This is a genomic window from Micrococcaceae bacterium Sec5.8, assembly GCA_039636775.1.
Taxonomy (GTDB): domain Bacteria; phylum Actinomycetota; class Actinomycetes; order Actinomycetales; family Micrococcaceae; genus Arthrobacter.
The window spans coordinates 304,723-331,333 of the sequence record CP143429.1; the positions used below are offsets into that span (position 1 = coordinate 304,723).

25 protein-coding genes are annotated in these 26,611 nt (G+C 66.2%); 10 read left to right on the forward strand and 15 right to left on the reverse strand.

The features are described from left to right. Both VUN84_01455 and VUN84_01460 read left to right on the forward strand, forming a co-directional pair. Positions 1–255: a hypothetical protein gene (locus VUN84_01455; protein ID XAS64380.1), complete on the forward strand. Its 255-nt coding sequence runs from the start codon at positions 1–3 to the stop codon at positions 253–255. Positions 256–368: 113 nt separating this feature from the next. Then, positions 369–1,457 carry a LacI family DNA-binding transcriptional regulator gene (locus tag VUN84_01460; GenBank protein ID XAS64381.1) on the forward strand — a complete coding sequence of 363 codons (1,089 nt, stop codon included), beginning with the start codon at positions 369–371 and terminating at the stop codon, positions 1,455–1,457. 53 nt (positions 1,458–1,510) lie between these two features. On the opposite strand, the gene VUN84_01465 is transcribed toward VUN84_01460, so the two are convergent. Together VUN84_01465 and VUN84_01470 are read right to left on the reverse strand one after the other, a co-directional pair. Further along, the gene (locus VUN84_01465; protein XAS64382.1) at positions 1,511–2,434 is read right to left on the reverse strand and encodes a hypothetical protein; all 924 of its coding nucleotides are present in this window, start codon (positions 2,432–2,434) and stop codon (positions 1,511–1,513) included. A gap of 31 nt (positions 2,435–2,465) precedes the next feature. Next, positions 2,466–3,272 carry an exodeoxyribonuclease III gene (locus tag VUN84_01470; GenBank protein XAS64383.1) on the reverse strand — a complete coding sequence of 269 codons (807 nt, stop codon included), beginning with the start codon at positions 3,270–3,272 and terminating at the stop codon, positions 2,466–2,468. A gap of 198 nt (positions 3,273–3,470) precedes the next feature. On the opposite strand from VUN84_01470, the gene VUN84_01475 reads away from it, so the two are divergent. Genes VUN84_01475 through VUN84_01490 form a run of 4 tightly spaced genes read left to right on the forward strand, consistent with a single transcriptional unit; the run spans position 3,471 to position 7,768 of the window. Then, positions 3,471–4,970, forward strand: coding sequence for a CoA-acylating methylmalonate-semialdehyde dehydrogenase (locus VUN84_01475; protein ID XAS64384.1), 1,500 nt, complete (start codon positions 3,471–3,473; stop codon positions 4,968–4,970). After that, on the forward strand, positions 4,970–6,043 hold the full coding sequence (locus tag VUN84_01480) for an enoyl-CoA hydratase/isomerase family protein (GenBank protein XAS64385.1): 1,074 nt from the start codon (positions 4,970–4,972) through the stop codon (positions 6,041–6,043). Before VUN84_01475 ends, VUN84_01480 begins: the two co-directional genes overlap by 1 nt. Next, entirely contained in the window at positions 6,036–6,992 is a 957-nt protein-coding gene (gene mmsB / locus VUN84_01485) for a 3-hydroxyisobutyrate dehydrogenase (protein ID XAS64386.1), read from the forward strand. The genes VUN84_01480 and mmsB overlap by 8 nt, the downstream gene beginning before the upstream one ends. Further along, positions 6,989–7,768 (forward strand): enoyl-CoA hydratase, encoded by a 780-nt coding sequence (locus VUN84_01490; protein XAS64387.1) that lies wholly within the window; start codon positions 6,989–6,991, stop codon positions 7,766–7,768. The genes mmsB and VUN84_01490 overlap by 4 nt, the downstream gene beginning before the upstream one ends. 44 nt (positions 7,769–7,812) lie before the next feature. Here the strand turns inward: VUN84_01490 and VUN84_01495 are convergent, their stop codons facing one another. Continuing rightward, entirely contained in the window at positions 7,813–8,241 is a 429-nt protein-coding gene (locus tag VUN84_01495) for a DUF1761 domain-containing protein (GenBank protein ID XAS64388.1), read from the reverse strand. A gap of 172 nt (positions 8,242–8,413) precedes the next feature. Between VUN84_01495 and VUN84_01500 the strand changes: the two genes are divergently transcribed. Beyond that, a complete protein-coding gene (locus VUN84_01500; protein ID XAS64389.1) occupies positions 8,414–9,811 on the forward strand; it encodes an MFS transporter in 1,398 nt (465 codons plus the stop codon). A 90-nt stretch (positions 9,812–9,901) separates the two neighbouring features. Here VUN84_01500 and VUN84_01505 read toward each other — a convergent pair whose 3' ends face one another. The 3 genes from VUN84_01505 to VUN84_01515 all read right to left on the reverse strand — a co-directional run bounded on the left by VUN84_01505 (position 9,902) and on the right by VUN84_01515 (position 13,118). Continuing rightward, positions 9,902–10,756: a LuxR C-terminal-related transcriptional regulator gene (locus tag VUN84_01505; GenBank protein ID XAS64390.1), complete on the reverse strand. Its 855-nt coding sequence runs from the start codon at positions 10,754–10,756 to the stop codon at positions 9,902–9,904. Between the two features lie 79 nt (positions 10,757–10,835). Beyond that, positions 10,836–11,342 (reverse strand): MarR family transcriptional regulator, encoded by a 507-nt coding sequence (locus VUN84_01510; GenBank protein XAS64391.1) that lies wholly within the window; start codon positions 11,340–11,342, stop codon positions 10,836–10,838. Between the two features lie 36 nt (positions 11,343–11,378). Beyond that, positions 11,379–13,118: an AMP-binding protein gene (locus VUN84_01515; protein ID XAS64392.1), complete on the reverse strand. Its 1,740-nt coding sequence runs from the start codon at positions 13,116–13,118 to the stop codon at positions 11,379–11,381. Positions 13,119–13,383: 265 nt separating this feature from the next. Between VUN84_01515 and VUN84_01520 the strand changes: the two genes are divergently transcribed. Next, positions 13,384–14,517 (forward strand): acyl-CoA dehydrogenase family protein, encoded by a 1,134-nt coding sequence (locus tag VUN84_01520; protein XAS65914.1) that lies wholly within the window; start codon positions 13,384–13,386, stop codon positions 14,515–14,517. Between the two features lie 67 nt (positions 14,518–14,584). Here VUN84_01520 and VUN84_01525 read toward each other — a convergent pair whose 3' ends face one another. From VUN84_01525 to eat, 5 genes are read right to left on the reverse strand one after another with little or no spacing between them, the layout of a single operon-like run. Next, entirely contained in the window at positions 14,585–15,367 is a 783-nt protein-coding gene (locus tag VUN84_01525; protein ID XAS64393.1) for a 3-oxoacyl-ACP reductase, read from the reverse strand. A gap of 50 nt (positions 15,368–15,417) precedes the next feature. Next, a complete protein-coding gene (locus tag VUN84_01530) occupies positions 15,418–16,791 on the reverse strand; it encodes an aldehyde dehydrogenase family protein (GenBank protein ID XAS64394.1) in 1,374 nt (457 codons plus the stop codon). Further along, positions 16,788–17,537 (reverse strand): gamma-glutamyl-gamma-aminobutyrate hydrolase family protein, encoded by a 750-nt coding sequence (locus VUN84_01535; GenBank protein XAS64395.1) that lies wholly within the window; start codon positions 17,535–17,537, stop codon positions 16,788–16,790. Before VUN84_01535 ends, VUN84_01530 begins: the two co-directional genes overlap by 4 nt. After that, the gene (locus VUN84_01540; protein XAS64396.1) at positions 17,518–18,900 is read right to left on the reverse strand and encodes a glutamine synthetase family protein; all 1,383 of its coding nucleotides are present in this window, start codon (positions 18,898–18,900) and stop codon (positions 17,518–17,520) included. The genes VUN84_01535 and VUN84_01540 overlap by 20 nt, the downstream gene beginning before the upstream one ends. 52 nt (positions 18,901–18,952) lie before the next feature. Beyond that, positions 18,953–20,404 carry an ethanolamine permease gene (eat, locus tag VUN84_01545; protein ID XAS64397.1) on the reverse strand — a complete coding sequence of 484 codons (1,452 nt, stop codon included), beginning with the start codon at positions 20,402–20,404 and terminating at the stop codon, positions 18,953–18,955. A 221-nt stretch (positions 20,405–20,625) separates the two neighbouring features. Between eat and VUN84_01550 the strand changes: the two genes are divergently transcribed. Beyond that, complete coding sequence (locus tag VUN84_01550) at positions 20,626–21,345, forward strand: GntR family transcriptional regulator (protein XAS64398.1); 720 nt, start codon at positions 20,626–20,628, stop codon at positions 21,343–21,345. 33 nt (positions 21,346–21,378) lie between these two features. On the opposite strand, the gene VUN84_01555 is transcribed toward VUN84_01550, so the two are convergent. Together VUN84_01555 and VUN84_01560 are read right to left on the reverse strand one after the other, a co-directional pair. Further along, a complete protein-coding gene (locus tag VUN84_01555; GenBank protein ID XAS64399.1) occupies positions 21,379–23,193 on the reverse strand; it encodes a diguanylate cyclase in 1,815 nt (604 codons plus the stop codon). A gap of 195 nt (positions 23,194–23,388) precedes the next feature. Continuing rightward, positions 23,389–23,592, reverse strand: coding sequence for a cold-shock protein (locus VUN84_01560; protein XAS64400.1), 204 nt, complete (start codon positions 23,590–23,592; stop codon positions 23,389–23,391). Between the two features lie 156 nt (positions 23,593–23,748). Here VUN84_01560 and VUN84_01565 point away from each other — a divergent pair, with 156 nt between their 5' ends. Continuing rightward, a complete protein-coding gene (locus VUN84_01565) occupies positions 23,749–24,504 on the forward strand; it encodes a glycosyltransferase family A protein (protein ID XAS64401.1) in 756 nt (251 codons plus the stop codon). On the opposite strand, the gene VUN84_01570 is transcribed toward VUN84_01565, so the two are convergent. After that, the gene (locus VUN84_01570) at positions 24,489–25,427 is read right to left on the reverse strand and encodes an alpha/beta hydrolase (protein ID XAS64402.1); all 939 of its coding nucleotides are present in this window, start codon (positions 25,425–25,427) and stop codon (positions 24,489–24,491) included. The two genes, VUN84_01565 and VUN84_01570, sit on opposite strands and share 16 nt — an antisense overlap. Before the next feature lie 58 nt (positions 25,428–25,485). Further along, complete coding sequence (locus VUN84_01575) at positions 25,486–26,580, reverse strand: alpha/beta hydrolase (protein XAS64403.1); 1,095 nt, start codon at positions 26,578–26,580, stop codon at positions 25,486–25,488. Positions 26,581–26,611: the final 31 nt, after the last annotated feature.

Consider the following 26,611-nt stretch of genomic DNA (forward strand, 5'->3'; position numbering starts at 1 on the left):
GTGACGGCCAGCCAAAACCAGGGCCAGGTATCCGCACCCCGACGCAGGGTGCGGTCCGGGGAGGACTTCGACATCATCATCGGGTTCCTGGGTTTCTGGGCGGTGGTGCTGCTGGTGGTCACTGTCTGGATGGAAGTGACTGCCCAGCCGGCGCTCGGGTGGTCCCTCGGACTGCTGGCCACGCTGCTGGCAATCTATGGGATGATCCGGCTGCGCCGGAAGTTGCCCGAACGGACGGCGACCAGGCGCGGCTGAGGGTCAGTGCTGCTAGGGGCCGGAGCGGCGGCTTCGTTGCTGTTGAAGCGGCGAGCAGAAAACTCCGGCAACCGGCCATGCGTCGGCGGTAGAAAGTCGACAAAGGGGACACGGTGGCAAAGACGTCAGACAGGGCACAGCGCGGAGGGCACTCCGGGGTCAGCATCGAGGATGTGGCCGCTGCCGCCGGAGTGTCCACCGCCACCGTGTCCCGCGCCGTCCGCGGCCTGCCCAGGGTTTCGCCGGCCACCAGGGAAAAAATCCTGGTCATCGCCGACGACCTGGGCTACGTGGCGTCCTCGTCAGCGTCGGGCCTTGCCACCGGGCGCACCAAGACCATCGGCGTCCTGGCGCCGTTTGTCAGCCGCTGGTTTTTCTCCAAGGCGATCGAGGGCGCAGACCGCGAACTGCACGCCCGCCGGTACAACCTCTCACTTTTCAATCTGGGCGGTCACGGCAGCAACCGGGAACGGCTCTTCAGCAAAACCATGGTGTACAAACAAATCGATGCACTGCTGGTCCTGTGCATGGCGTTGACGCATGAGGAAATCGAGCACCTCCAGAAGATTGACATCCCGTTGGTCGTCGTCGGCGGCCACGTCGAAGAATGCCCGTATATCGGGATCGACGACTACGCGGCTGCGGCGACTGCCGTACGCCACCTGATCGGGCTCGGCCACCAGGACATCGCCTTGCTCCACGGTGATGACGAGACCGATCTGAACTTCGACGTCCCCAGGGTCCGGATTGAGGCCTTCAAGGACATCATGGCGGAATCCGGCCTGCGGGTCCGGGCGGAGTGGGACGAACTGGGCGACTTCACGGTCCGCAGCGGCCAGGAAGCGTTCCGCCGGCTGTGGAACAAGCCCGGACCCAAGCCCACCGCCATTTTCTGTGCCTCCGACGAAATGGCCATGGGGGTCATCTTAGAGGCCGCCCGGGCGGGGGTGCGGATTCCGGATGACCTCTCGGTGATCGGGATCGACGACCACGACTTTTCCGAGGCCATGGGCCTCACCACCGTCGGGCAGCGCCCTGATGAGCAAGCGGAACTGGGCACAAAAATGCTGCTGGATGAGCTCGACGGCATCGTCGGATCGGTGCGCTCCGTGGTCGCCCCGCACCACTTGATTTTCCGCAGCACGACGGCGCCGCCCCGCCTCGCGGGGGCGGCTGTCCGGGCGGCGTCGGCGAGTATCTGAGGCCCGGAGGGGCGCGGTCCGGGGAGGACCCGCGTCCTCGTTAAGACGCGCGGTTAAGACGCGCGCGCGAGTTGCCGGATCGGGATCCAGCGGGATGCCAGCCGCCGGTACGCGGCGGCTGCCCCGGTCATGTCCCCTTCAGCCAGGCACTCAATGCCCAGCCGCACATCCATGGGCGAATCGTCCGGATAGACCTTGTCCGCCACCGCCCCGTAATCCAGCTCCACCACCGCGCCGGGGTGGAAGAGTTCCAGCCAGGCGGTGAGCTGGGTGAGGTCCTCCAGCATGTCGAGCTCCGGCGCGGCGAGGGACAGGTGGGCCACCGCATACCGGACCCGTTCCAGGGCCTCGCCGATCGTCGCGCGGATCCGCACGGTGACGATCCGGCCGTCGGACTCCACCACGTCCGTAGGGTCCGACTCCATGAAGAGGCAGAACCAGCTGAAAGGGATGCCCCAGGTGGATGCGCGGGTATGGACGCGGCCCAGCCCGGATCGTGCCTGCACTTCATCGATGCGTTCCTGGTGCTTGTCCCGCTGCAGTTCCGGAATGAGCAATTCAGCCAGCGGCGCATGGATGCCCTCCATCAGGGCGTTGGCGGCCAGCCCGGCCCGGAGCACCAGCTGGCTGGGGCAGTACAGCAATGGCTCCGCTGATCCGGTGCCGGCGGATCCGGTCCCGGGTGCCGTCTCGCCGGGCGGAGCGGCGGCCGGGGAGATACCGCCGTTTCGGGGCACCGCAAGGACGCGGACCAGATCCGTCGCCCCGGTGGGAAAAGGGTCACCGCCGGGCCGGGTGATGCGGCCCAGGGACGCGAGCAGCTCGGCGTTTTCGACAACCGCCCGGGAACCGTTCTGCGCGCTGACCGCGCGCAAAGCCACCTGCTGCTCCGCAGGGAACGCCTCCAACGGCTCGTAGATCCGCAGCGAGGAGGAGAAGGGCAGCCCGGCCTGACCCCGGTAGAGGTTTCCCGTCATCGGAGGCTGTCCCTTTCCCTGGCTGCCGACATCAGCCGCCCAGCTCCACGATCACGGGGGCGTGGTCAGAGGCGCCCTTACCCTTGCGTTCCTCGCGGTCGATGGACGCGCCGGTGACCCGCGCGGCCAGTTCCGGAGAAGCCAGGACGAAGTCGATCCGCATGCCCTCCTTCTTGGGGAAGCGCAACTGCGTGTAGTCCCAGTAGGTATAGACGCCGGGGCCGGGAGCGTGCGGGCGGACCACGTCCTGGAAGCCCGCGTTTTCGAATGCGTGGAAGGCGGCGCGCTCCGGCTCGCTGACGTGCGTGAGGCCACCGGCGCGGAAGTAATCGATGTCCCAGACGTCCTCGTCCTGCGGGGCGATGTTCCAATCTCCCATCAGGGCGATCTGTGCCGCCGGATCCTCCCGGAGCCAGCCCTCGGCATGGGCCCGCAGGGCATCCAGCCAGCCGAGCTTGTACGGCATGTGTTCGTCGTCGAGGGCGCGGCCATTGGGGACGTAGAGGCTCCAGATTCTGACGCCGCCGCACGTGGCGCCGATGGCGCGGGCCTCCTGCACGGCGTCCTTGCCGTTTTTTCCGAAAACGGGCTGATCCAGGAAGGTGCGTTCGACGTCGTCGAGTCCCACCCGGGAGGCAATCGCCACGCCGTTCCACTGGCTCAGGCCGAAATGCGCTACCTCGTAGCCCATGTTTTCAAACAATTCCCAGGGGAAGTTCTCGTCCTTGCACTTGGTTTCCTGGATGGCCAGGACATCACAGTCGGTGCGCTGAAGCCAGGCTTCCACGCGATCGGCGCGGGCGCGGAGCGAGTTCACATTCCAGGTAGCTATCTTCACAGTTCCTAACTTACCGAACTTGGCAGCCGGAGGAGGCGGACGTCCGGCCGGGCCCTCTGGAATTTAGTAGGAAGTCCGAGTATATTCGGAAGGAGAGCATGGCGTGGATCACACACGGCCCGGCTGTTGGCGCGGGCATCCGCCTGCGCACGACGCAGTTTCACTCCGCAATCACACGGTGCAAAGGAGCATTCCCTCATGGTTCGCGAACTATCCCATTACATTGACGGACAGCATGTTGAAGGCACCTCGGGGCGCTTTAGCGATGTCTACGACCCCTGCACCGGCGAGGTCCAGGCCAGGGTGCCGCTGGCCAGCACCGAGGAAGTCCGCAACGTCGTGTCCAACGCGGAGAAGGGCCAGCTCGAATGGGCCGCCATGAACCCGCAGCGCCGCGGCCGGATCCTGCTCAAGTTTGTGGATCTCGTCAACCAGAACATGGATGAGCTCGCCACCTTGCTGTCCTCCGAACACGGCAAGACGTTCCTCGACGCCAAGGGCGATATCCAGCGCGGCATTGAAGTGGTGGAATTCGCCGCCGGCGCCCCGCACCTGCTTAAGGGCGAGTTCTCGGACAGCGCCGGCACGGGCATCGACGTCCACTCGATGCGCCAGCCGCTCGGCGTCGTCGCCGGGATCACGCCCTTCAACTTTCCGGCCATGATTCCGCTCTGGAAGTCAGGGCCGGCCCTGGCCGCCGGTAACTCCTTCATCCTTAAGCCGTCCGAACGGGACCCGTCGGTGCCGCTGCGCCTGGCGGAGCTTTTCACGGAGGCCGGTCTGCCGGACGGCGTCTTCAACGTTGTCAATGGCGACAAGGAAGCGGTGGATGCGCTGCTTGGGGACCCCCGGGTCCAGGCCATCGGCTTCGTGGGCTCCACACCGATCGCGCAGTACATCTACGCCACCGCGGCGGCGAACGGCAAACGCGCCCAGTGCTTCGGCGGCGCCAAAAACCACATGGTGATCATGCCGGACGCTGACCTGGACATGGCTGCGGATGCCCTCATGGGCGCCGGCTTTGGCTCCGCCGGCGAACGCTGCATGGCAATCTCCGTGGCCGTTCCGGTCGGCAAGGCCACCGGGGACGCGCTGGTCGCCAAGCTGGAGGAACGGATCGCTGACCTGAAGGTTGGCCACAGCCTCGCCGAGGACTCGGATTTCGGCCCCGTGGTGGCGGCCTCCGCCAAGGAACGGATCGAGGGCTACATCCAGGCGGGCGTCGACGAGGGCGCCACCCTGCTCACCGACGGCCGCGGCCTCAAAGTTGACGGCTACGACGGCGGCTTCTGGGTTGGCCCCACGCTCTTCGACAATGTCACGAAGGACATGACGATCTACAAGGAAGAGATCTTCGGTCCGGTCCTGAGTGTCCTCCGTGCCGAGGATTACGATGAGGCCCTGCGCCTGTGCAGCGAGCACGAGTTCGGCAACGGCGTGGCCATTTACACCCGTGACGGCGACGCCGCGCGCGACTTTGCCAGCCGGGTCCAGGTGGGCATGGTGGGCATCAACGTTCCCATTCCGGTACCGATCGCCTACTACACCTTCGGCGGCTGGAAGGCTTCGGGCTTCGGCGACCTCAACCAGCACGGTGCCGACGCTTTCCGGTTCTACACGAAGACCAAGACGGTCACCACCCGCTGGCCGTCCGGCATCCGCAGCGGTGCCAGCTTCGTGATGCCGGAAGGCAGCTGATGACGGGGGAGCGCCCGGGCGAGAGCCCGGCAGCTGAAGTGCTGTTCGAACGGCGCGGCCGGCTGGGCCTCGTCACACTTAACCGGCCGCAGGCCGTCAATGCGCTGACCGCGGGCATGGCCTCTGCCATGCTCGTCCAGCTCACGCTCTGGGCCGACGACGACGCCGTGGCCGCGGTGCTGGTCCGCGGCGCCGGCGAGCGGGGGCTGTGCGCCGGCGGCGACATCGTCGCCATTTACCGCGACATGCTCGAGGACGGCGACGCGACCGCCGGGTTCTGGGCCGAGGAATACCGGCTGAACTCCCTCATCTCGGGGTATCCGAAGCCGTATATCGCTTTCATGGACGGCCTGGTCCTTGGCGGCGGCGTGGGGATTTCTGCGCACGGCTCGGTCCGGATCGTCACCGAACGGACCCAGATGGGCATGCCGGAAACCACCATCGGGTTCGTGCCCGATGTCGGCGGAACCCTGCTGCTCTCCCGCTCGCCGGGGGAGACCGGCACCCACGCCGCCCTTACCGGCGCGCACCTGAACGGCGCCGATGCCCTGTTCCTGGGGCTCGCTGACCGCTATGTGCCCTCCGCCAGGCTGGCGGAACTCGCCGAAACCCTGGAGCGGGAGGCGCCGGACGCCGCCGTCGCGCACTTCGCGGAGCCGGCCGGGGACTCCGTCCTGGCGGCCCAGCAGGAATGGATTGACGCGTGTTATTCCGCCGACGACGCCGAGGAGATTGTCAGCCGGCTGCGCACAGTGGGCGGGGAAGCCGCCGACGTCGCCGAGACCATCGAGGCCAAGTCGCCGACTGCCGTGAAGGTTGCGCTGGAATCCCTGCGCCGGGTGCGGGGACTGAGCCTGGCCGAAGCACTGGAGCAGGAATACCGGGTGGGACTGCGGTTCCTCGCCGGACCCGATTTCCGGGAGGGAATCCGTGCCCAGGTGGTGGACAAGGACCGCGCCCCGCACTGGAAGCCGGCCACCTTGCCGGAAGTCAGCCGCGACGACGTCGCATCCTATTTTGCGCCGCTCGGCGAACGTGAACTGGAACTTTCGAAGGAGCGCCACAATGTCTGAAACACCGCTGCCCGGCGCGGCGCAGACCGGGCCCGTCGCCTTCCTGGGCCTTGGCCACATGGGCGGCCCCATGGCCGTCAACCTGGTCAAGGCCGGTTATTCCGTCGCCGGTTTCGACGTCGTCCCGGCCGCCCTGGAAACCGCCCGCGCGCACGGCATCGGCACGGCGGACACCGCCGCCGAGGCCGTGGCGGGGGCCGCCGTCGTGCTGACCATGCTGCCCAGCGGCAAGCACCTGCTGGATGCCTACCGCGGCGCCCCCGGCCGGCCCGGACTGCTGGACGTGGCGCCGCCGGGCACGCTCTTCTTGGACTGCTCCACGATCAACGTCGACGAGGCCCGCGAAGCCGCCGAACTCGCCGTCGCGGCCGGTCACCGGGCCGTGGACGCCCCGGTGTCCGGTGGCGTCGTCGGGGCCGAGGCGGGCACCCTGACGTTCATGGTTGGTGCCCTTCCGGACGATTTCGAGGCGGTCAAGCCGATGCTTGAGGTGATGGGCAAGCGCGTGGTCCACTGCGGGGAGCACGGCGCCGGGCAGGCCGCCAAGATCTGCAACAACATGATCCTAGGCGTCTCCATGATCGCGGTCAGCGAAGCTTTCGTGCTGGGCGAGAAGCTGGGTTTGACGCACCAGGCACTGTTCGACGTCGCGTCCGCGGCCTCGGGCCAGTGCTGGGCTCTGACTACCAACTGCCCCGTGCCGGGGCCGGTGCCGGCGAGCCCGGCGAACCGCGATTACCTGCCCGGATTCGCCGGAGCGCTCATGGCCAAGGACCTCAAGCTGGCACTCAACGCGCTGGAACGCACCGGCGTCGCCGCCCGGTTGGGGCCGCTCGCGTCCGAAATTTACGATACCTTTGCCGCGGAAGGCGGGGCTGGCCGGGACTTCTCCGGAATCATCACCGACATCCGGGACAAATCCGAACAGCAGCCAAGGGGACAAGCATGACGGAGCAATACGCAAACATTCTGGTGGAGCGGCGCGGGCGGGTGGGGCTGGTAACGCTCAACCGGCCGCAGGCTCTGAACGCCCTCAACAAGGCCACCATGGACGAGCTCGTCGCCGCCGTATCCGCGATGGACACCGATCCGAACGTCGGCGCCGTCGTGCTGACCGGGTCCGGCAAGGCCTTCGCGGCCGGCGCGGACATTAAGGAGATGCAGTCCAAGGGCTATATGGACATGTACGCGGCCGACTGGTTCCGGGGCTGGGAAGACTTCACCCGGCTGCGCATCCCCGTCGTTGCCGCCGTCTCCGGGTTTGCCCTCGGCGGCGGGTGCGAGCTGGCCATGATGTGCGATTTCATCATCGCCGGGGAGAACGCCAAGTTCGGCCAGCCGGAAATCAACCTTGGCGTGCTGCCCGGAATGGGCGGCTCGCAGCGCCTCACCCGCGCCGTGGGCAAGGCCAAAGCGATGGACATGATCCTCACCGGGCGGTTCATGGACGCCGAGGAAGCCGAACGCGCCGGACTGGTGTCCCGTGTGGTGCCCGCCGCGGACGTGGTTGAAGAGGCCCTCAAAGCCGCCGAGGTCATTGCGTCCAAGTCCAAGCCGGTGGCGATGGTGGCCAAGGAAGCCGTCAACACCGCTTTTGAGACCGGGCTGGCCCAGGGCGTGCTCTTCGAACGGCGCGTGTTCCACTCGCTGTTCGCCACCGAGGACCAGAAGGAAGGGATGGCGGCCTTCACCGAGAAGCGCCAGCCGGACTTCACGCACCGCTAAGCGGCGACGCTCCAGCGGAGCCGGGCAGGAACCGAATCAGAGGATCACATGACGCTGATGCCGAGCAGGCCGATGATCAAGGCCATCACCACAAAGGTCACGAGTTCGTGGGCGCAGTTCAGCACCGTCAAGCCGGCGGGGCGGCCCTCGAAGGCGTCGTGGGTGATGAACCGTGCCGCCGTGAATCCTGCCCAGAGGATCAGCGTGGTGACCACCGTGTTAATCAGGAAATTACCGCCGTAGAAGTGCTGCGCAATGGCGGCAGCCCCCGCCAGCACCGAGGCGCTGATGAAGCTGACCACCAGCGTGACCAGGATCGGCCTGACGGCGTCTTTTGCGTCCCCGCTGGGAGTCACGCCGGCGACGCGCATCCAGTAGTTGCCGAACACTTTCGGGGTGTACCAGAGAGAGCCGACCGCCATGCTGGACAGGGTCGCCAGCAGAACGGCCCAGATGTTGATTTCCGGAATCATCGTGCACTCCTCGGTCCAGGGTTGGTGCTCTCCGAAGTGTAAGTGATCGACACGGCGGGCATCGGCAGTTCGCGGCTACCTCTTTTAGGAGGTAGCTGGGCGTCCACCCTGCTGGCTACGGTGAGCTGAGTCACACAGCCGGGCGTTGGGGTTGACATCAAAGGAGATTGCCATGACCTCAGTTTCACCGACTTCGGCAGCCGGGTTGCAGGCGCCACCCAGCAGCAAAACCCTTCGCAAGGTCGCGTTTGCCAGCGCCGCCGGAACCACCATCGAGTTCTACGACTTCTTCATCTACGGCACGGCCGCCGCTCTGGTTTTCCCCGTGGTTTTCTTTCCGGCGCTCGGTGCCGCGGCCGGCACCATCGCTTCCTTCGGTACCTTCGCCGTTGCCTTCTTCGCCCGGCCGGTTGGTGCCATCATCTTCGGGCACTTCGGGGACCGGATCGGCCGGAAGAAGACCCTCATCACCACGCTGCTGATGATGGGCATCGCCACCGTGCTGATCGGCCTCATCCCGGACGCCAGCACCATTGGCGTGGCCGCCCCCATCCTGCTCGTGGTGCTCCGCTTCGTGCAGGGCCTCGCAGTCGGCGGCGAATGGGCCGGCGCCACCCTCCTCGTCGCGGAATACGCCCCGAAAGGAAAACGCGGGCTGTTCGGCTCTTTCCCGCAGCTGGGCCCGTCCGTTGCGTTTGCCCTGGCCAGCGGTACGTTTCTTATCACCAACCTGACCCTTGGGGACAAGTCGGAGGCTTTCATCACCATTGGCTGGCGGGTGCCGTTCATTCTCAGCGCTGTGCTGGTACTCGTCGGCCTGTGGGTGCGTCTGAGCATCGAGGAAACGCCGGTCTTCAAGAACGCCGCCACGGCCACCGGAACCAGCAGCAGGTTGCCGATCCTTGAATCCATCAAGCGCCAGCCGCGCGAAATCCTTCTCGCCGGCGGCTCCCTGACGCTCCTCTTTGCCTTTTTCTACCTTGGCACCGCGTACCTCACCAGCTATGCCACCAGTCCCACCGGCATGCACCTGAGCCGGGCAGAAGTGCTGAGCACCGGCATTATCGCCTCGTTGTTTGTCGCCGCTGCCACCCTGGCCTCCGGGATCGTCTCGGACCGCTTCGGCCGCAAGAAGGTCATTGCCGCCGCCTGCATCCTCGCCGTGCCGTGGTCGCTCGTGCTCTTCCCGATCCTCAGCGCGAACACCGTCTTCGCCTTCGGTCTCGGCCTCACCGTGACCCTGGTGATCTTCGCCATCGCCTACGGACCTGCCGGGGCGCTCCTGCCGGAGCTCTTCGAGACCCGCTACCGGTACACCGGGGCCGGCATGGGCTACAACCTGGCCGGCGTCGTCGGTGGAGGCATCGTTCCGCTCGTTGCGGCCCAGCTCGCCGGCACCTCCGGCGCCAATTCGGTCGGTTTCCTGCTCGCCGGAATTGGCGTCTTCAGCGTCCTGTGCACCCTGGCGCTGCCCAGCCACGAAAAGCGGGCTTTGGAAAGCGGACAGCACGACCCTGTGCCGGGCCGCGCCGACAGCACGGGACCTGCCGCGCCCGTCTCCCGGCGCTGAGGCTGCCGGGCCAGGGACCCACCGGAGCGGGGGATCCAGGCGCATCCCGGCTGGGGAGCGGGGTCTCCGGTGAGACCGGCGGCTCCGCTCCTAGGGGATCAGCCCCAGCCGGCGGGCGACCGACACGGCCTCGAGCCGGTTGTGCGCAGAAAGCTTGACCATGGCATTTTGCAGGTAACTCTTGACGGTGACCGCTTTCAGGCCCAGACGATCCGCGGTTTCCTGATACGAACAGCCGAGCGCCACCTGCGCCAGAACATCAAGCTCCCGGCGGGCCAGCCGGGCTGTCGGATGGACGCCGTCGGCGGGCGCGGGAGCCAGATGGGTGCCGATGATATCCAGCTGCCGGGCCAGGTGCGGGTCGGTTACCGTGCCGGCCAGGGACCTCAGCTCGGCGTGGGCTTCCCGGACGTGCTCCAGCCAGCTGCGGTCCAGGGCCAACGCAGGTGCAGCCCGCGCCGTGTCGATTATCGAAACCCGCCGGTCCACCTCGTCCCGGACCCGCAGCTCCTCGGCGATTTCTGCGGCTGCAGCTGCCGCCTCGCTCACAGCTTTTTCTCCGAGCGGCGTCCTGTCCCGGCTTGCGATATACAGCACCGCACGCGACCGGCCCCGGACCACCACGGGGACGGCCGCCATCGAGGTCAGCCGTTCCCGCCGGACGGCGAGATCGTATTCGTGGGTGATCCCTTCGGAGGCGATGTAGTCCTCGACAAGGAACGGGCGCCGCTGCGTGAGGACTCGGCCGCCGAGGCCCGCCCCGGGAACAACCACAACCTGGTGCAGGCTGGAGGTGGCGGTGCCGAGAAAGTCCGTCAGCTGGAGCAACTCCCCGCTGGCCAGCCCGGCAAACAGCACCGCGGGACGGAACCTCCCGGAGAGCTGGCGCAGCGAGGCGCGGAGCAGTTCCCGGTCATCGGGGCGGGAGTAGTCGTTCGGCTGCATGAGTCGTCTCCAGGTGCGCGGAACCGGTCACCGCATTGTGGCCGGCCGTCAATCGTGGTCAGGCAAGACAAGCCAGGGGTTAGTCGCTGAAATCGCCGGCGTTGCGTCGGAATGTGCCCAGGATCCGGATCAGCTGGTCCACGTCCTGCTCTGCGAAGCCGGACTGGGCGAACACCTCGGCGTTCAGGGCCGCCGTCGCCCGTTTTGCCAGCGTGCGCCCCTCCGGGGTGAGTTCAATCAGGGTGGTGCGCCCGTCGGTGGGATGCGGCGAGCGAAGTACCAGGGCTGCCCTTTCCAGCCGGTCCACGGCGTTCGTGACCGAGGTGGGATGGACCTGCAAGAGCGCGCTGGCTTTGTTCATGGGCAGCGCGCCGCTGCGGGCGAAGCTCAGCAGGGCGAGCAGTTCGTACCGGGCGAACGTCAGCCCGAACGGTTTCAGGATCCCCTCGATCCGGGCCAGCAGGATCTGCTGGGTCCGCATCACGGCGGTGATGGCGGCCATGGGTGCGGCGACATCGGACCAGCCGTGCCGCTCCCAATTCAACCGGGCGTCGGCAATCGGGTCACGCGGCAGCGGCGTTGCCACGGCACCCCCCACTGTTTGTCCTGACGTTCATGGTCCTCAGCCTAGCTTTTCGGCCGGGCTCTTCAGCCCGGGGAAGTCCGCTTCGGTGTATTCGGTGCCGAGGCCGGCCGGGACCGTTCCTCCGCCGTGGCGCAGTTCCTCGCTGTGCCGCAGCTCCACGCGGCGGATCTTGCCCGAGATGGTTTTGGGCAGTTCGGCGAACTCCAGCCGGCGGATCCGCTTGAACGGTGCCAGGTGGTCGCGGCAGTACCGCAGGATGTCCTCGGCCAGTTCCGGGCCCGGCTCGTGGCCGGCGGCGAGGACCACAAATGCCTTGGGGACTGAGAGCTTGAGCGGGTCGGGGGAGGGGACGACGGCGGCTTCGGCCACCGCCGGGTGCTCGATCAGGACACTTTCCAGTTCGAACGGGGAGAGTCGGTAATCCGAGGACTTGAAGACGTCGTCCCCGCGGCCCACATACGTGATGATGCCGCGTTCGTCCCGGCTTGCCATGTCCCCGGTGTGGTAGTAGCCGTCGCGAAACGCCTCCGCCGTCTTTTCCGGATCGCCGTAGTAGGCCTTCATCAGCCCGACGGGGCGGGGATCCAGGCGCAGGCAGAGCTCGCCGTCGTCGGACTCCCCGCCCGTTGCCGGGTCCACGAGGACGACGTCGTACCCGGGCAGCGGCTTGCCCATGGCGCCGATCTTAATTGGCTGGCCCGGCGTATTGGCGATCTGCACAGTGGATTCGGTCTGGCCGAAGCCGTCCCGGATGGTCTGGCCCCACGCGCGGTGGACCTGGTCGATCACTTCGGCGTTGAGCGGTTCCCCGGCGGACACCACCTTGGTGGGAGGGTTCTTGAGCAGGGTCAGGTCGGCCTGGATCAGCATGCGCCAGACCGTCGGCGGCGCACAGAAACTCGTCACCCGCTCGCGGTCCATTTGCGCCATAAGGGCCTTCGCGTCAAAGCGCTCGTAGTTGTAAATGAAGACGCAGGCCTCAGCGATCCAGGGCGTGAAGACGTTGGACCAGGCATGCTTGGCCCACCCCGGGGAGGCCACGTTCAGGTGCACATCTCCGGGTTCCATCCCGATCCAGAACATCGTGGACAGGTGGCCTACCGGATACGACGTGTGCGTGTGTTCCACGAGCTTGGCCTTGGACGTGGTGCCCGAGGTGAAGTAGAGCAGCAGGGTCTCATCGGCCAGGGTGGGCGCGTCCGGGGTGAAGTCCTCGCCCGCGCCGGCCGACTCGGAGTACTGCAGGGCGGCTGCGTCCGTGCCGGCGTCCCCGCCGATTTCAATCAGTGTGTACGCCCCTGGGACGTCGGCGAACTTGGCGATGTTTGCACTGCCGACGGCGGCCCAGTTGGCCCCGCCGCGCTCCACCCGGTCCGTGAGGTCCGCAGGGCCCATCAGGGTGGTGGTGGGGATCATGACGATGCCCAGCTTGATTCCGGCGAGCATCAGTTCCCAGAGTTCCACCTGGTTCCCGAGCATGATGATCATGCGGTCACCGCGCCGGACGCCCTGGCCGCGCAGCCAGTTTGCCACCTGGTCGGAGCGCCGGGACAGGTCAGCGAAGCTGCGCCGCGTGGCAGTGCCGTCCTGTTCGACGATCACAAGGGCGGGCCGGGCGGCCTTCGCCGGGTCGGCAGCGATCTGATCGAACCAGTCCAGGGCGAAGTTGAAGTGCTCGAAGCGGGGCCACTGGAATTCGCTGCGCGCCGCCTCGTAGTCCTCTCGAAGGTCCAGCATGCGGTCGCGGGCGGCGCGAAATTCCTCTGTGACGGTCATGGTGCACCTTTCGAAGTCTGGCGGCGCAGCAGTTCGGTCCCGGCGCCGTTGCCCGGGAATCACAGCCATCCTCGTGATCCCCGTCACTGTGCAATATACTAGGACATCCAAGGGTTTGGAAGAGCCGGCTTGCTTCATGAACCGGTCACTAGCGAAGGGATACATGCCCGTGCAGCCACAAGGACGTGCCAGCGGACAGAGGGTCATCGGGGACCACGCATCGCATGAAGCCGCGGCGCTGCCGCCCTTCCCTGACGCTGACCTGATGTACATCGTGGATTTGCTCCCCCCGGAGGAACGGGCCCGCTACCAGGAAATCCGGGACTTCCTGCAGTCCCGGATCCGTGCGGCCTCGATCGATTTCTGGAACCGTGAGGAATTCCCCTTCGGGTTGCTCGCCGAGCTTGGCAAGTACGGCCTCGGCGGGCTGCAGACGGACGGCACGTCCAAGCTGTTCAAGGGCCTGATGTACGTGGAGGTGGCCCGCGCCGACGTGTCCCTCTCAGCGCTCGTGGGGATCCACAACGAGCTGATCGTGGGCATGATTGACCAGCTCGGCTCCGAGGCGCAGAAGGCACGCTGGCTGCCCGGGCTTACTGCTTTCACGCAGATCGGCGCCTTCGCCCTGACCGAACCGGACCACGGCTCGGACATCGCCGGCGGACTGGCCACCACCGCGCGGCTGGAGGACGGGGAGTGGGTCATCGACGGCGCCAAGCGCTGGATCGGCGCCGGCACCATCGCCGACTTCGCCCTGGTCTGGGCGCGGGATGTCGCGGACCAGCAAATCAAGGGCTTCATCGTGGAAACGGACCGGCCCGGCTACACGGCGACGAAGATCGCCAACAAGATCGGGCTGCGGATCATGCAGAACGCGGACATCGTGCTCGACGGGGTCCGCATCCCGGAGTCCAACCTCCTGCCCGGGGCCACCGACTTCTCCAAGGCCAACGAGCTGCTGCGGGACTCCCGCGCGTGGGTGGGCTGGCAGGCTGCCGGCATCCAACTGGCCGCGTTCGACGTCGCGCGCTCCTATTCGCTGGAACGCAAACAGTTCGGCAAGGAACTGGCCCGGTTCCAGTTGATCCAGCAGCAGTTGGCCGAGATCCTGGGCAACGCGTCGGCGTCGCTGTCGCTGATGGCGCAGCTGGCCAGGATTCAGGAGGCCGGCAAGCTGGAGATGGTCCAGGCGGCGATGGCCAAATCCACCACCACCCGGCTGGCCCGGGCATCGGTGGCGATGGGGCGTTCGTTGATGGGCGGCAACGGGATCAGCAGCGACTATGAGATGGGCAAGCTCTTCGGCGACGCCGAAATCCTGTACACGTACGAGGGCAGTTACGAAATTAACTCGCTGATCGTGGCCAGGGCCGTGACCGGGAAGTCAGCGTTCGTTTAGTCCGGGGAAGCGCCGGCCGGAACGGTTCGAGCCGGCACTTCCACGTTTTTTGACCGGGACTTAGCGCTTAATCGATCGGCGTGACGTACGCTCCGGAGATTCCGCCGTCCACCAGGAACGTGGAGGCGGTGATGAAGGAAGCGTCATCGCTGGCCAGGAAAGCCACGGCGGCGGCCAGCTCCTCCGGCTCGGCGAAGCGCCCCAGCGGCACATGGATCAGCCGGCGGGCAGCCTTTTCCGGGTCCTTGGCGAAGAGCTCCTTCAGTAGTGGTGTGTTGACCGGTCCGGGGCAGAGGGCATTGATACGGATGCCCTGCCGGGCGAATTCGACGCCAAGCTCACGGCTCATGGACAGGACCCCGCCTTTGGAGGCGCTGTAGGAAATCTGTGAGGTAGCGGCGCCCATCACGGCAACAAATGAGGCTGTATTGATGATGGAGCCTTTCCCCTGCTCCTGCATGTAGGGGATGGCGTACTTGCAGCAGTAGTACACGGAGGTCAGGTTAACTTCCTGGACCTTCCGCCAGGCGTCAATGCCGGTGTCGAGGATGGAACCGTCGTTGGCAGGCGAGATTCCGGCGTTGTTGAAGGCGATATCAACGCTGCCGTACGTTTCCTTGGTCTGGGCATACAGGTTCTTGACGTCCTCTTCGCTCGTGACATCAACTTTGACGAACATCCCCCCGACCTCGGTCGCTGCGGCGAGGCCGGAGGTTGGCTCGATGTCGGCGATGACGACGTTGGCCCCTTCGGCGGCCATCCGGCGTGCCGTGGCCAGGCCAATGCCGCTGGCACCGCCGGTGATAACTGCGCTGCGACCGGCGAGGCGGTTCGAAACTACTGACTGCATGGGGAACTCCTTAGTGCGGGGGTAAAAAACCGGGGGGTGCGAGGAACGGCTCAGGTCAGGGCCGGGGTGGAGATAAAGACATTCTTGGTTTCGGTGAACGAGTCAAGGGCGTCCGGGCCCAATTCGCGGCCGAGTCCGGACTGCTTAAAGCCGCCGAACGGAGTGGAGTACCGGACCGAGGAGTGTGAGTTCACCGAGAGGTTTCCGGCCTCAACACCGCGCGCCACGCGAAGGGCCCGGTCAACGCCGGAGGTCCAGATCGAGCCGGACAGGCCATAGTCGGTGTTGTTGGCGATCCGGATCGCATCCGACTCGTCGGTGAACGGCACCACGGTGACCACCGGCCCGAAGATCTCCTCCGTGAACGACCTCGCGTCCAGGCCGGGAGTGAGCACGGTCGGCGGGAACCAAAAGCCCGGCCCGGAAGGGGCCTGTCCCTGGAAAGCGATCGGGGCGTTCTCCGGCACAAAACCCGCGACGTTCCGGCGCTGCGCGGCGGAAATCAGCGGCCCCATGGTGGTCCTTTCATCCGCGGGATCGCCGACGGTGATGGCCTTGACGGCGGATTCCAGCAGTTCCATAAAGCGGTCGTAGACATTGTGCTGGACGAGGATTCGGGACCGGGCGCAGCAATCCTGGCCCGCGTTGTCGAAGGCACCCCCGGGGGCCGCAGCGGCGGCCATCTCCAGGTCGGCATCGTCAAAGACGATGTTGGCGCTTTTGCCGCCGAGCTCAAGGGTCACTCGCTTGACCTGGTCTGCGCATCCGGCCATGATTTTCTTTCCCACTCCGGTGGAGCCGGTGAAGACCACCTTCCGGACCGACGGATGCGTCACAAACCGTTCGCCGACGACCGAGCCCTTGCCCGGAATGACTTGGAAGACATCGGGCGGGATGCCGGCCTCCCGGGCCAGCTCGGCCAAACGCAGCGCCGTCAGGGGTGTCATCTCCGCAGGCTTGAGCACCACGGTGTTGCCCGCGGCAAGCGCCGGGGCAAAACCCCAAGCCGCGATCGGCATGGGGAAATTCCAGGGCACGATGACACCCACAACGCCGAGCGGCTCGTGGAAGGTGATGTTCACTCCGCCGGCAACCGGAATCTGTTTGCCGAAGTGCCGTTCCGGCGCGGCCGAGTAGTAGTTCAGCACATCGCGGACGTTGCCGGCTTCCCAGCGGGCGTTGCCGATGGTGTGCCCGGCGTTGCGGACCTCGAGCCGGGCCAGGTTCTCCACGTCGGCGTCCACTGCGGCCGCGAAGCGCCGCAGCAGCAGCGAACGGTCCGCCGGAGCAACGGCACGCCAGGATTCGAAGGCTCCTGCTGCACGGGCGATGGCGTCGTCGACTTCGGCCAGGCCGGCCAGCGACACCGTTTCGAGCACTTCCTCGGTGGCAGGGTTTATAACGTCGAATGTTGTTGCGGTCATAGCGAAGACATCTCATTTCGATTGGCGCGATAGCTGCCCGCGGCCTGGACAAAGCCGCTGAAAAGCCGCAGGTCATTCGGGTTTTGCTCCGGGTGGAACTGCACTCCCAATACCCAGCCCGGGGCGTCGGCAGCTTCCAGGGCCTGGACGGTCCCATCGGTTGACGAGGCTGTGACGCGCAGGCCGTCAGGAACCACATCCATGGCCTGGTGGTGGTAGCACGGGGCCGCTGCAGCATCGCCGAGCAGTGATTGGATCAGGCTGCCCCGCGCTGTGGTGAACGCGGCTTCACCAAATACCCCCGGTGCGGGCTGGTAGTTGGCCGTCGGGTTGGTGTCCGGTAAGTGCTGGTTCAGACTGCCGTTCAGGGCCACGTTAAGGATCTGGGCTCCCCGGCAGATGGCAAACAGCGGCAGCCCGCGCTCAAGCGCTGCCCGCGTCAGGATGGTGTCGTGCTCATCGCGCAGTGGTTGGGCCACTGTCCGGGGGTGTGCGGGTGCGCCGTAGCGGACCGGGTCCACATCCGGGCCGCCCACCACAATCAGCCCGTCCACAAGGTCCAGGACGGTCTCGTCGGTGCCCAGCGGCGGCAGCAGCAGCGGCGTGCCGCCAGCTGCCACCACCGCCTCCACGTAGGTGCCCGGGATGATGGCAGCTGGGGCGTTCCAGACGCCCCAGGATGCGTCCTGGTAGTAGCTTGTCAGGGCAATCCGCGGTCGGTAGGTTTTAGAGCCGTTCGAAGCCACGGACGCGCTCCCAGTCTGTGACGGCGCTGTCAAAGGACCTCAGTTCGATGCCGGCTGCGTGGACGTAATGGTCCACCACGGCGTCGCCGAAGGCTTTCCGGGCCACGCTGGACTCGGCGAGCAGATCACGGGCGTCGCGGAGGTTCGTCGGCAGCCGGTCGGCGTCGGAGGCGTAGGCGCTGCCCTGAATTGCCGGACCCGGCGTCAGCCGGTTTTCCAGTCCGTGGATCACGGCGGCGATCAGTGCAGCGGCAGCCAAGTAAGGATTGAGGTCCCCGCCGCCCACGCGCATTTCGGTGCGGAGGCCGCGTCCGTGGCCAACCACCCGGAGGGCGCAGCTGCGGTTGTCCAGGCCCCAGGCAATGGCGGTGGGGGCAAAACTTCCCTCGACGAACCGCTTATAGGAATTGACATTGGGAGCCAGGAAGTAGGTGAGTTCCTTGAGCGCCTCCAGCTGTCCGGCCATAAAGTGCTCCATCACCGGGCTGAAGCCGTGCTCACCGTCGCCGGGCAGGACGGGGTTGCCGGCAAGGTCGGTCAGGCTGAAGTGGATGTGGCAGGAATTTCCCTCGCGCTGGTCGTACTTGGCCATAAAGCTGATACTTTTGCCCAGCTGGTCCGCGATTTCCTTCGCGCCGTTTTTGTAAAAGACGTGCTTGTCGCAAGCCTTTAGGGCTTCATCAAAGCGGAAGGTGATTTCCTGCTGCCCGAGGTTGCACTCGCCTTTGGAGGATTCGACAACGAGTCCAGCCGCTTCCATGTTGGTGCGGATAGACCGGATGACCGGCTCCAGGCGGGCCGTGGCGAGCAGCGAGTAGTCGACGTTGTACTGCGTGGAGGCATTGAGTCCGTGATAGTTCTTCTGCCAGGCCTCGCGGTATGAGTCGTCGAACAACAGGAATTCGAGCTCCGTGCCCATGTGGGCGCGGTAGCCGAGTTTCTCCAGCCGTTCCACCTGGGCGAGCAGGATCTGGCGCGGCGAGGCGACCACCGGTGACGTGTCCGCCCACATGATGTCGCATAGCACCATGGCCGTGCCCTGCTGCCAGGGAACCCGGCGCAGGGTGGAGACGTCCGGCAGCATCACCATGTCGCCGTAGCCGGTGTCCCATGAGGACATTGCGTACCCGTCGATGGTGTTCATCTCGACGTCGACTGCGAGCAGGTAGTTGCAGCCTTCCGCGCCGTGGTCCAGCACGTCCTCCAGGAAGGACCGGGCGCCGCAACGCTTGCCCTGCAACCGACCCAGGGAATCGGTGATCGCGACGATGACGGTGTCGACGGCTCCGGAGGCAACGTCGGCCCGCAATTCGTCGAGGGTGAGCTGGGCGTTTCTGCCGTGGTTTGTGGACGCTTCATTCATGGTTGCTCCGCAACGTTAGTTCTTGGCAAGGGGTGTGGTGATTGTGGGATTGCTACTTCAGTTCCGCCTCGGCGAGGGCCAGCTTGGCGAATTCCTCGTCCGGGGATCCGGTGACGATGCGGTGCCGGCTGTAGAACCAGTAGTAGGCAATGGCCGCGGCGAAGATCGTCGCGGTGATCGAGGCGGCGAAGACGTCCACAACGAAGGTGGCGGCGACGGCGACGGCGGATAGGACCAGTGCAACGGAAGTCGTGGCGATGCCCCCGGGAGTGCGGTAGCCGCGTTCCAGTTCCGGTTCCTTGATCCGCAGCACGATGTGGGAGAGGTTCAGTAGGACGTAAGAGACAGTGGCGCCGAAAACGGCGATGTTGATCAGCAGTGCGCCGTCCTGGGTGATGGCTGCCAGCAGGAAGCCGACGGTGCCGGGAACAATGAGTGCCCAGTACGGCGTCCGGCGCGCGCCGGTGAGGGACATCCACTTGGGGAGGTACCCGGCCCGGGAGAGGGCGAAGAGTTGGCGCGAGTAGGCGTAGATGATGGAGAAGAAGCTGGCGACGAGCCCGGCAAGTCCTGCGTAGTTGATGAAGTCGGCAAGCAGGGTGTCGCCGCCGTAGGCGAGGCGGAGGGCTTCGGGCAGGGGGTTGTCCGAGGTGCTCATGGCCTGGGAGCCGGCCGCCCCGGGGACCAGGACCAGCATCAGGGCGCCGAAGACGACGAGGATGATCACTGCAACGATGATGCCCTTTGGCATGTCCTTTTTCGGGTCTGCGGATTCCTCTGCGGCCAGCGGGACACCTTCGACGGCAAGGAAGAACCAGATGCCGTAGACAAGGGCGGCCAGGATGCCGCTGATGCCCATGGGCAGGAACGCGCTGGAGCCGGCGGACCCGTCCGGCACAATATCAAACAGTTTGGCCGGGTCGAACTTCGGCAGCAGGCCAAAGACGGCGGCGACGAGGGCGACGACGGCAATGGCGGTGATGCCGAACATGATCTTCAGCGCTTCGCCGACGCCGCGGAGGTGTATGCCGATAAAGATTACGTAGGTGAACAGATAGACCGGCCACGAGTTGGTCAGCCCGAACAAGCCGAGCGCTTCGATGTAGCCGCCGATGAAGGTGGCAATGGCTGCCGGCGCCACCGCGTACTCGATCAAAACCGCGATGCCGGTGGCGAACCCGCCCAGGGGGCCCAGGGCCCGGCGGGCGAAAGCGTAGCCGGCGCCTGCCGTGGGCAAGGTAGAGGAGAGCTCCGCGAGCCCGAACACCATACAGGTGTACATAATGCCCATCAGGACGAAGGCGATCAGCAGACCGCCCCACCCGCCCTGGGCGAGTCCGAGGTTCCAGCCGGCGAAATCACCGGAAATGACGTAGGCGACCCCCAGCCCGGCGAGGAGCACCCAGCCGGCGGCCCCGCGCTGGAGGGTCCGGTGTTTGAGGTAGTCGGCCTCGGTGCTTTTGCCTGCGCCGGCCGTACCGGCGTCGTGATCTGCTGATTTCATGCGTTTCCCTTTGAGAAGAGGAGTGTCGCCCGAAGTTCCAAAGGACTGTTATCAGTCCAAGCGCACGACTATTAGTGTGGAGGGATGCATCACATTCGTCAAGGTTTTCAAGGAAAAACGCTAGATGTCAGGCGCGAAATGGATCGGAAACTTAACTTTCGCGGCACCCAAATGTAGGCTCACGGTAGATATATGTGGTGTGGCAGAACGAGGGGTTGAGCTTGACCGATTTTTTGTTGCAGCGGCCGTACTCGATGCTGCGCCCGGTCCGGGGCGGGAACGCCTTCGAGGAAACGATTGAGCATATTCTCCAAACAATTAAGCTCGGCATCTTCGCGCCCGGCGACAAACTGCCTCCGGAGCGTGAACTGGCCGAGCAGCTGGGCGTTTCGCGGGCCACCCTGCGCGAAGCCTTGGGTGAACTGCAGTCTGCCGGCTACCTGACCGTCCGGCGCGGGCGGTACGGCGGGACGTACATCTCGGAAAATCCGGTCCTTGCGGAGCCGCATGGAAACCCGCGGCTGGACCCCGCCGATGTCCATGATGTGCTGGTCTTCCGAAGGGTCATCGAGCCGGCAGCGAGTGCACTGGCAGCCGAAGCTGACTTGTCGGCGGCGGCGAGGGGTCACCTGCGGCACTGCCTGGCGGAAGTGTCCGCCGCTCCGGAATCAAGCTACCGCCCGCGGGATGCCCGCTTCCATATTGCGATCGCCGAACTGACCGGGGCCCCCAGCCTCGTCGGCGCGGTGGCCGAGACGCGGTCCAGGCTCAATGATCTGCTGGACAGGATCCCGTTTTTGAGCACAAACCTGGAGCATTCCAACATCCAGCACGCAGAGATAGCGGACGCCATCCTGCGCGGCGATGCGGTGGCGGCGCAAGAGGCCACCGTGGAACACCTGGAAGGAACGGGAGCCCTACTGCGCGGCTTCCTGTCTTAAGGGGCCCGGTCAGCGCAGGGCGGTGACGCCGCTTCAGGCGCTTCGTTTGTCCTGTGCAGCCGCAGCCTCAGGGTCGGCCATCCCGGCGTCGTCCGCTGAAGGAGCGTGGTAACGCCGGCAGCGGTTCCGGCCGCCTTGCTTGGCGGCGTACAGCGCGCGGTCCGCGCCGGAGAGCAAGCTATGCGTGCCGGCCTCCTGCAGTTCGCATACTCCAGCGGAGACCGTGATGGACCCGACGCCGTCGAAAGGCCGGGACGCGATGGCCGCGCGGGCACGCTCCGCGGCCTCCAGTGCCCCGGCTGCGTCGCTGCCGGGCAACAGCCAGACGAACTCCTCGCCGCCGAACCTGGCGACGATCTCGCCCTGGCGGGCAACCCGGCGCAGTCGATCGGCGACCTCGGAAAGCACGGTGTCGCCGGTGAGGTGGCCAAAGGTGTCATTGACTCGCTTGAAGTGATCGATGTCCAGGACCACAGCGCTGAGCGGCGTTTCGCGGGTCCGGGCGAGCTCCACCTCCCTGTCGAGGTATTCCTCCAGGGCCCGCCGGTTCGGCAGCCCGCTGAGCATGTCGGTGCTTGCTTGCCGTTCCAGGCTCGCGCGGGCCTCGGCGTTGGCGATGGCAATCTCCACAAGCTCGGCAAATTGCGCGAGCCGGGCCAGTACCGACTCGGTGAGGGCCGTGGTGGACTTCGATGTCAAGGCGATGACGCCCCACAGCGAACCGTCGACCCGAATGGGTGCTGCAGCGGTGGACCGGAATCCGCCGGCAAGCATCTGCTCAGAGGTGCTGCCGCCATCGGGGCCGTAGGTGACGAGGGCGGGCTCGCCGGTGACAGCGACCCGGGCGGTGGCGGAGGCATCGGTGGCAGCGAAGATGTGTGTGCGGCTCAGGGTGGGCGGAAGCACGGGCGCCATCGCCACGACTTCAGCGGACGTGGGGCCGGTGATGCGCGCCACGGCGGCCGAATCGACGTCGAAAAGGGTCCGGACAATGGCGGCGACCTGGCCTGCGATGTCCGCCAGGGCCGGGCTCCGGGCCACCGCGGTGGCGATTTCATGCAGCGCCGCCCAGGTCTTTTCCTGCTGCCGGCGGGCCGTGACGTCCACGGCGACCACCATGCCGGCGGCATCGTCGTCGGAGACGACCGGGCGGGCCGTCAGAAGGTACTGGCGCTCGCCGATGGTCCGTTTCCAGGTGACTTCCTCGCCGGCAAGGGCGGCGCGGTACCGCGGCTCCAGTTCGTGAGCCAGCCCTGCGCTGACGGCGTCATGGAGGACTCGGCCCTCCATGGCTTCAGGGCTATAGCCAAATGCTTCCAGCTCCTGCCCCTCCGCCACCAAATAGCGCAAGTCCGCATCGAACAGAAGTACAAAGACCCCGGGAATGCTGCGGGCCAGTGTCCGGTACCGGTCCATGTCGCGCTGCTGGCGCCGCTCGGCCAGGACCCGCTCGGTGATGTCGGTGACGAGCACAAAAAAGCCCTGGACGCCGCCGTCCCTGAGATCCGGAACGTAGGATGCCTGGGCGTATCGGGTTGTGCCGGAGGCGTCCACCAGGGTCCGGTCAAAGAGCTGCGGTTCACCGGTGAGCACCTTTTCGATGTACTGCCGGTTCGCGGCGAAGAGCTCCTCGCCGAGCAGGTCCCTGAGATGGAGTCCGTGCATCTGCCGGGGATCGACCTTGAACCACTCACTGTAGGCGTCGTTGGCGAGGCAGTTGCGCAGATCCTTGTCCCAGTAGCCAATCATTGCGGGAATCCCGTTCAGAACTGCCTGGATCAGTTCCGGCAGTTCCTGCAGCGGCGCCGGGATTGCCTGATTCCGGTTGAGAGGACTGCGAGTAGTCATTTTCCTAGTATCCACGGCCTGGCCGCGCAGGGAACAACTGTCGCGGACATCGGAGGATCCAACCGGACCGTTCCAGGACGCGGGACCGGAGGCGTCCCGACAACAAACGCCCCTCCCGAGGAGTCCTCGAGCGGAGCGTTTGTGGTCTTGGGGAGAGCGTGGCGGCCGGCTGGCCGGTGCTGCTATCCGGAGTACTTAGAGCGGGCGGATGTTCTCAGCCTGCGGGCCCTTCGGACCCTGGGTGACGTCGAACTCGACCTTTTGGTTCTCGTCCAGCGAGCGGTAGCCGCTGCTGGCGATTGCCGAGTAGTGGGCGAAAACGTCGGCTGACCCGTCATCCGGGGCAATGAAGCCAAAACCCTTTTCGGCGTTGAACCATTTAACTGTGCCAGTAGCCATGCCATATCCTTCTGAAATGCTGATGATCTCCGGCGGCCCGGAGGCCAACGGCTGCGGAGACATTCGTCCGCTGTTGCCCAACCTACGGGGCGCGGGCCCGTGGTGCAAGGGCCCAACGGGGGCGTTTCCCCGTTCCCGGACTATAGTCGGTCCAACATGAGCACAATCTCGGTGGTTATCCCGGCCCGGAACGACGCTGACATGCTCGCCGTCTGCCTCGCCGCGCTCGCCGCACAGACCCGTCAGGCCGACGAAATCGTCGTCGTGGACAACTCCAGCACGGATAACACGGAGGCGGTCTGCGCCGCCGCGGGGGTCCGGCGGATCGCCGTCGATCTCCCGGGAATTGCCGCCTCGACGGCGCACGGTTTCGATGAAGCCCGGTGCGAGGTGCTTGCCAGGCTGGACGCGGACTCGATCCCGCCCACGGACTGGCTCGAACGGGTCGAGGCGATCCTGCAGCAGGCCGGTCCGCTGTCCGCCGTGTCCGGTCCGGGCGATTTCTATGGCGGAAGCCGCTTCGCCCGCTGGGTGGGCCGGAGCGTCTACATTGCCGGATATTTCTGGGCCATCGGCTGGCTGTTGGGGCATCCCCCGTTGTTCGGTTCGAACTTCGCCATGAGCTCGGACGTCTGGGCCCGCATCGGCGGTTCCGTTCACCGCGGCCTTCCCCTGGTCCACGACGACTTGGACATTTCCTACCAGATTCCGCCAGAAGTGACGGTGATCGCCGACCCATCGCTGCGGGTGCGGGTCTCCGCGCGGCCGCTGGCGGGCTGGGGCTCCGTGCGGCGCCGGCTGTCGATGGCATGGACCACCTTCGGTGTCGAGTTCAGGGCGGAGCCACCGTTCCGGCGTCGGCGGCGCCGCCGGCAATGGGGACAGCAATACCCGCGTCAGACGGCCGCGTAAAGCGCGATCAGATCACGGCTCATTTGATGCGGCGACGTTTCACTGGGGCTGTGCCCGCCCCGGTAGACCGCGATGCGCGCCCCGATCGACTGTGCGAACCGCCGGTGCAAGGCGAGCGGCCAGAGGTCATGCTCGCCGACGGCGACGAACTTCGGCAGCGAGGCGGCGGCCAGCGCCGCCCGGAGGTCGGGCGCGTGCTGCATCAGCCCGAAAATGTCAGTTACGGAGCTCCGGCGGGTGAAGCGGAACCGGTGTTTCACGAACCGTACCCGGCCGGGGGCGACGCGGATGATGTTAATGCGGATGCCCCAAATCATCAGCGCGGCCCCGACCCGCGGACTGGCCCACCGGCTGACGCGGCCGATGCGCTGGACCCCGCGGAAGCTCTGGCCCGGCTCAGGCGGGCAGCTGAGCAGCGTGAGGCTCCGGAACTTTTCCGGGCGCCGGGTGAAGGCCAGTTGCGCGACGATCGCGGCGAAGGAATAGCCGACGACGTGCGCGGGCCCTTCCTCGGCGTCGAGTACGGCGAGGAGGTCATTGCTGAACAGGGTGTAGTCATAGTGGGCGCGGGGCGGTGCGAGGTTTTCGGGGCCCGCCGCGGCGGAATCGTACTGGCCGGCAATGTCGAAGCTCAGGACGAAATACCCGGCGTCGGCGAGCTCAGGGAGTATCAGGACAAAGTCCTCTTTGGACCCGGTGGCGCCGGGCACCAAGATCACCCGGGGGTTTCCCGGTGTGCCCATGGAGAGGGTGGCGAGGGGTCCGCTGGGGGCCCTGAAGGTGCCCCGCACGGCGCCGTCGGGCAGGGCGGCCCAATCGACGTCGCCCAGGGCGGCATCCCGGCGGGCGGCTTCGTCAACGAGCGCCGAGCCGAAGCCTTCGGGCTCCTGATCGTTGCGTGCGTTGCTCTCAGCGGACGCCATGGACTAAACATAGCCCCGTGCGGGTGCGGCTGGGCCGGCGGCCCGCAATGGCGGCCGCTCAAGCCACGTTGCGCACGAAGGCATGGAGCCGCCGGTACACTTCCTGCGATTCCGGGTAGCGGAAGTTCTGCTGCCAGGTGTGTTCGGTGTTGGAGCTGGCCCAGCCGTAGATCAGGCTGTCCACGGGGATGGAATGTTCGCGCAGCCGGGCAATGAAGTTCATGTTGGCGGCGTAGAGGAAGTCCCGTTCCGAGGTGGTCACAAAGACCGGCGGGAAACGTGCATCCAGCCATTCGATGGGTGAGAGAAAGCCTGCAGCCTCACGGAGGGCCTCCAGCCGGCCGGCGCCCGAAAAGCTGCCGCGCTTCCTGCCGCCGGAGGGCAGGCCGGGCAGCAGCATGCGGATGAAGTTCAGGCTCAGCACGAATCCCTTGTCAAAGAAGACGGAGAAGTCCACCACACTGCAGTGCTGGACCAGGCCTTTGAAATCCGACGCCGGCACGGCCGGGGTGAGGCCGTGGTGCCGGGCCAGTTCCGGCCGGAAGCTGGCTGCGGTCAGGAGGGCCGCGATCTGGCCGCCGGCGGAGTCGCCGCCGAGTACGATCCGCGATCCGTCGCCGCCATACCCGGAGATGTTCGCCCGGACCCAGGCAAGTGCGGCGTTGGCGTCCGCCAGGACGTGGGCCATCTGGAATTGCGGGGCCTTCCGGTAGTTCACGTTGACCACCACCATGCCGCCCCGGGCCTGGCTCGCGCAGTACTTGGTCAGTGCGGATTTGTCCCCGGATGTCCAGCCGCCGCCGTGGAAATACACGTAAACGGTCAGCGGTGCTGCCGAACCGGCAGCGGTGGGTTCGGTGGGTTCGGAGGGGGGCGGGGTGATCACGTCGAGGCGGTGCGCCCGGATGCCGTCGCCCACGAAATCGATGTCGTGGAAGTATTCGACGCCGGTTATCGGGTCGACGTTGAAGCGGGAATTTTCACTGGCTTTCACCGAGTGCATCAGCACCCGCCAGGTCCACACCGGAACCCGGCGCAGGACGTTCCGTGCCTTGCGGGCCAGGGCGAAGGTGCTGCCGGAGTGTTGCGGCCGGTGCGGGTACAGCGTAAAAGACGGCTCGTGGTGCGGTGGCTGGTGGGCCGGGGTGGTCATGCTTTAGTCTATCTGGCACGGCTGTGCCATA

What these genes read in the sequence shown, in the direction of transcription:
- VUN84_01465 (XAS64382.1), bottom strand. Translation starts at nt 2,434, where the DNA reads ATGACGGGAAACCTCTACCGGGGTCAGGCCGGGCTGCCCTTCTCCTCC.
- VUN84_01475 (XAS64384.1), top strand. Translation starts at nt 3,471, where the DNA reads ATGGTTCGCGAACTATCCCATTACATTGACGGACAGCATGTTGAAGGC.
- VUN84_01480 (XAS64385.1), top strand. Translation starts at nt 4,970, where the DNA reads ATGACGGGGGAGCGCCCGGGCGAGAGCCCGGCAGCTGAAGTGCTGTTC.
- mmsB (XAS64386.1), top strand. Translation starts at nt 6,036, where the DNA reads ATGTCTGAAACACCGCTGCCCGGCGCGGCGCAGACCGGGCCCGTCGCC.
- VUN84_01490 (XAS64387.1), top strand. Translation starts at nt 6,989, where the DNA reads ATGACGGAGCAATACGCAAACATTCTGGTGGAGCGGCGCGGGCGGGTG.
- VUN84_01495 (XAS64388.1), bottom strand. Translation starts at nt 8,241, where the DNA reads ATGATTCCGGAAATCAACATCTGGGCCGTTCTGCTGGCGACCCTGTCC.
- VUN84_01500 (XAS64389.1), top strand. Translation starts at nt 8,414, where the DNA reads ATGACCTCAGTTTCACCGACTTCGGCAGCCGGGTTGCAGGCGCCACCC.
- VUN84_01505 (XAS64390.1), bottom strand. Translation starts at nt 10,756, where the DNA reads ATGCAGCCGAACGACTACTCCCGCCCCGATGACCGGGAACTGCTCCGC.
- VUN84_01515 (XAS64392.1), bottom strand. Translation starts at nt 13,118, where the DNA reads ATGACCGTCACAGAGGAATTTCGCGCCGCCCGCGACCGCATGCTGGAC.
- VUN84_01520 (XAS65914.1), top strand. Translation starts at nt 13,384, where the DNA reads ATGTACATCGTGGATTTGCTCCCCCCGGAGGAACGGGCCCGCTACCAG.
- VUN84_01525 (XAS64393.1), bottom strand. Translation starts at nt 15,367, where the DNA reads ATGCAGTCAGTAGTTTCGAACCGCCTCGCCGGTCGCAGCGCAGTTATC.
- VUN84_01530 (XAS64394.1), bottom strand. Translation starts at nt 16,791, where the DNA reads ATGACCGCAACAACATTCGACGTTATAAACCCTGCCACCGAGGAAGTG.
- VUN84_01540 (XAS64396.1), bottom strand. Translation starts at nt 18,900, where the DNA reads ATGAATGAAGCGTCCACAAACCACGGCAGAAACGCCCAGCTCACCCTC.
- eat (XAS64397.1), bottom strand. Translation starts at nt 20,404, where the DNA reads ATGAAATCAGCAGATCACGACGCCGGTACGGCCGGCGCAGGCAAAAGC.
- VUN84_01555 (XAS64399.1), bottom strand. Translation starts at nt 23,193, where the DNA reads ATGACTACTCGCAGTCCTCTCAACCGGAATCAGGCAATCCCGGCGCCG.
- VUN84_01560 (XAS64400.1), bottom strand. Translation starts at nt 23,592, where the DNA reads ATGGCTACTGGCACAGTTAAATGGTTCAACGCCGAAAAGGGTTTTGGC.
- VUN84_01565 (XAS64401.1), top strand. Translation starts at nt 23,749, where the DNA reads ATGAGCACAATCTCGGTGGTTATCCCGGCCCGGAACGACGCTGACATG.
- VUN84_01570 (XAS64402.1), bottom strand. Translation starts at nt 25,427, where the DNA reads ATGGCGTCCGCTGAGAGCAACGCACGCAACGATCAGGAGCCCGAAGGC.
- VUN84_01575 (XAS64403.1), bottom strand. Translation starts at nt 26,580, where the DNA reads ATGACCACCCCGGCCCACCAGCCACCGCACCACGAGCCGTCTTTTACG.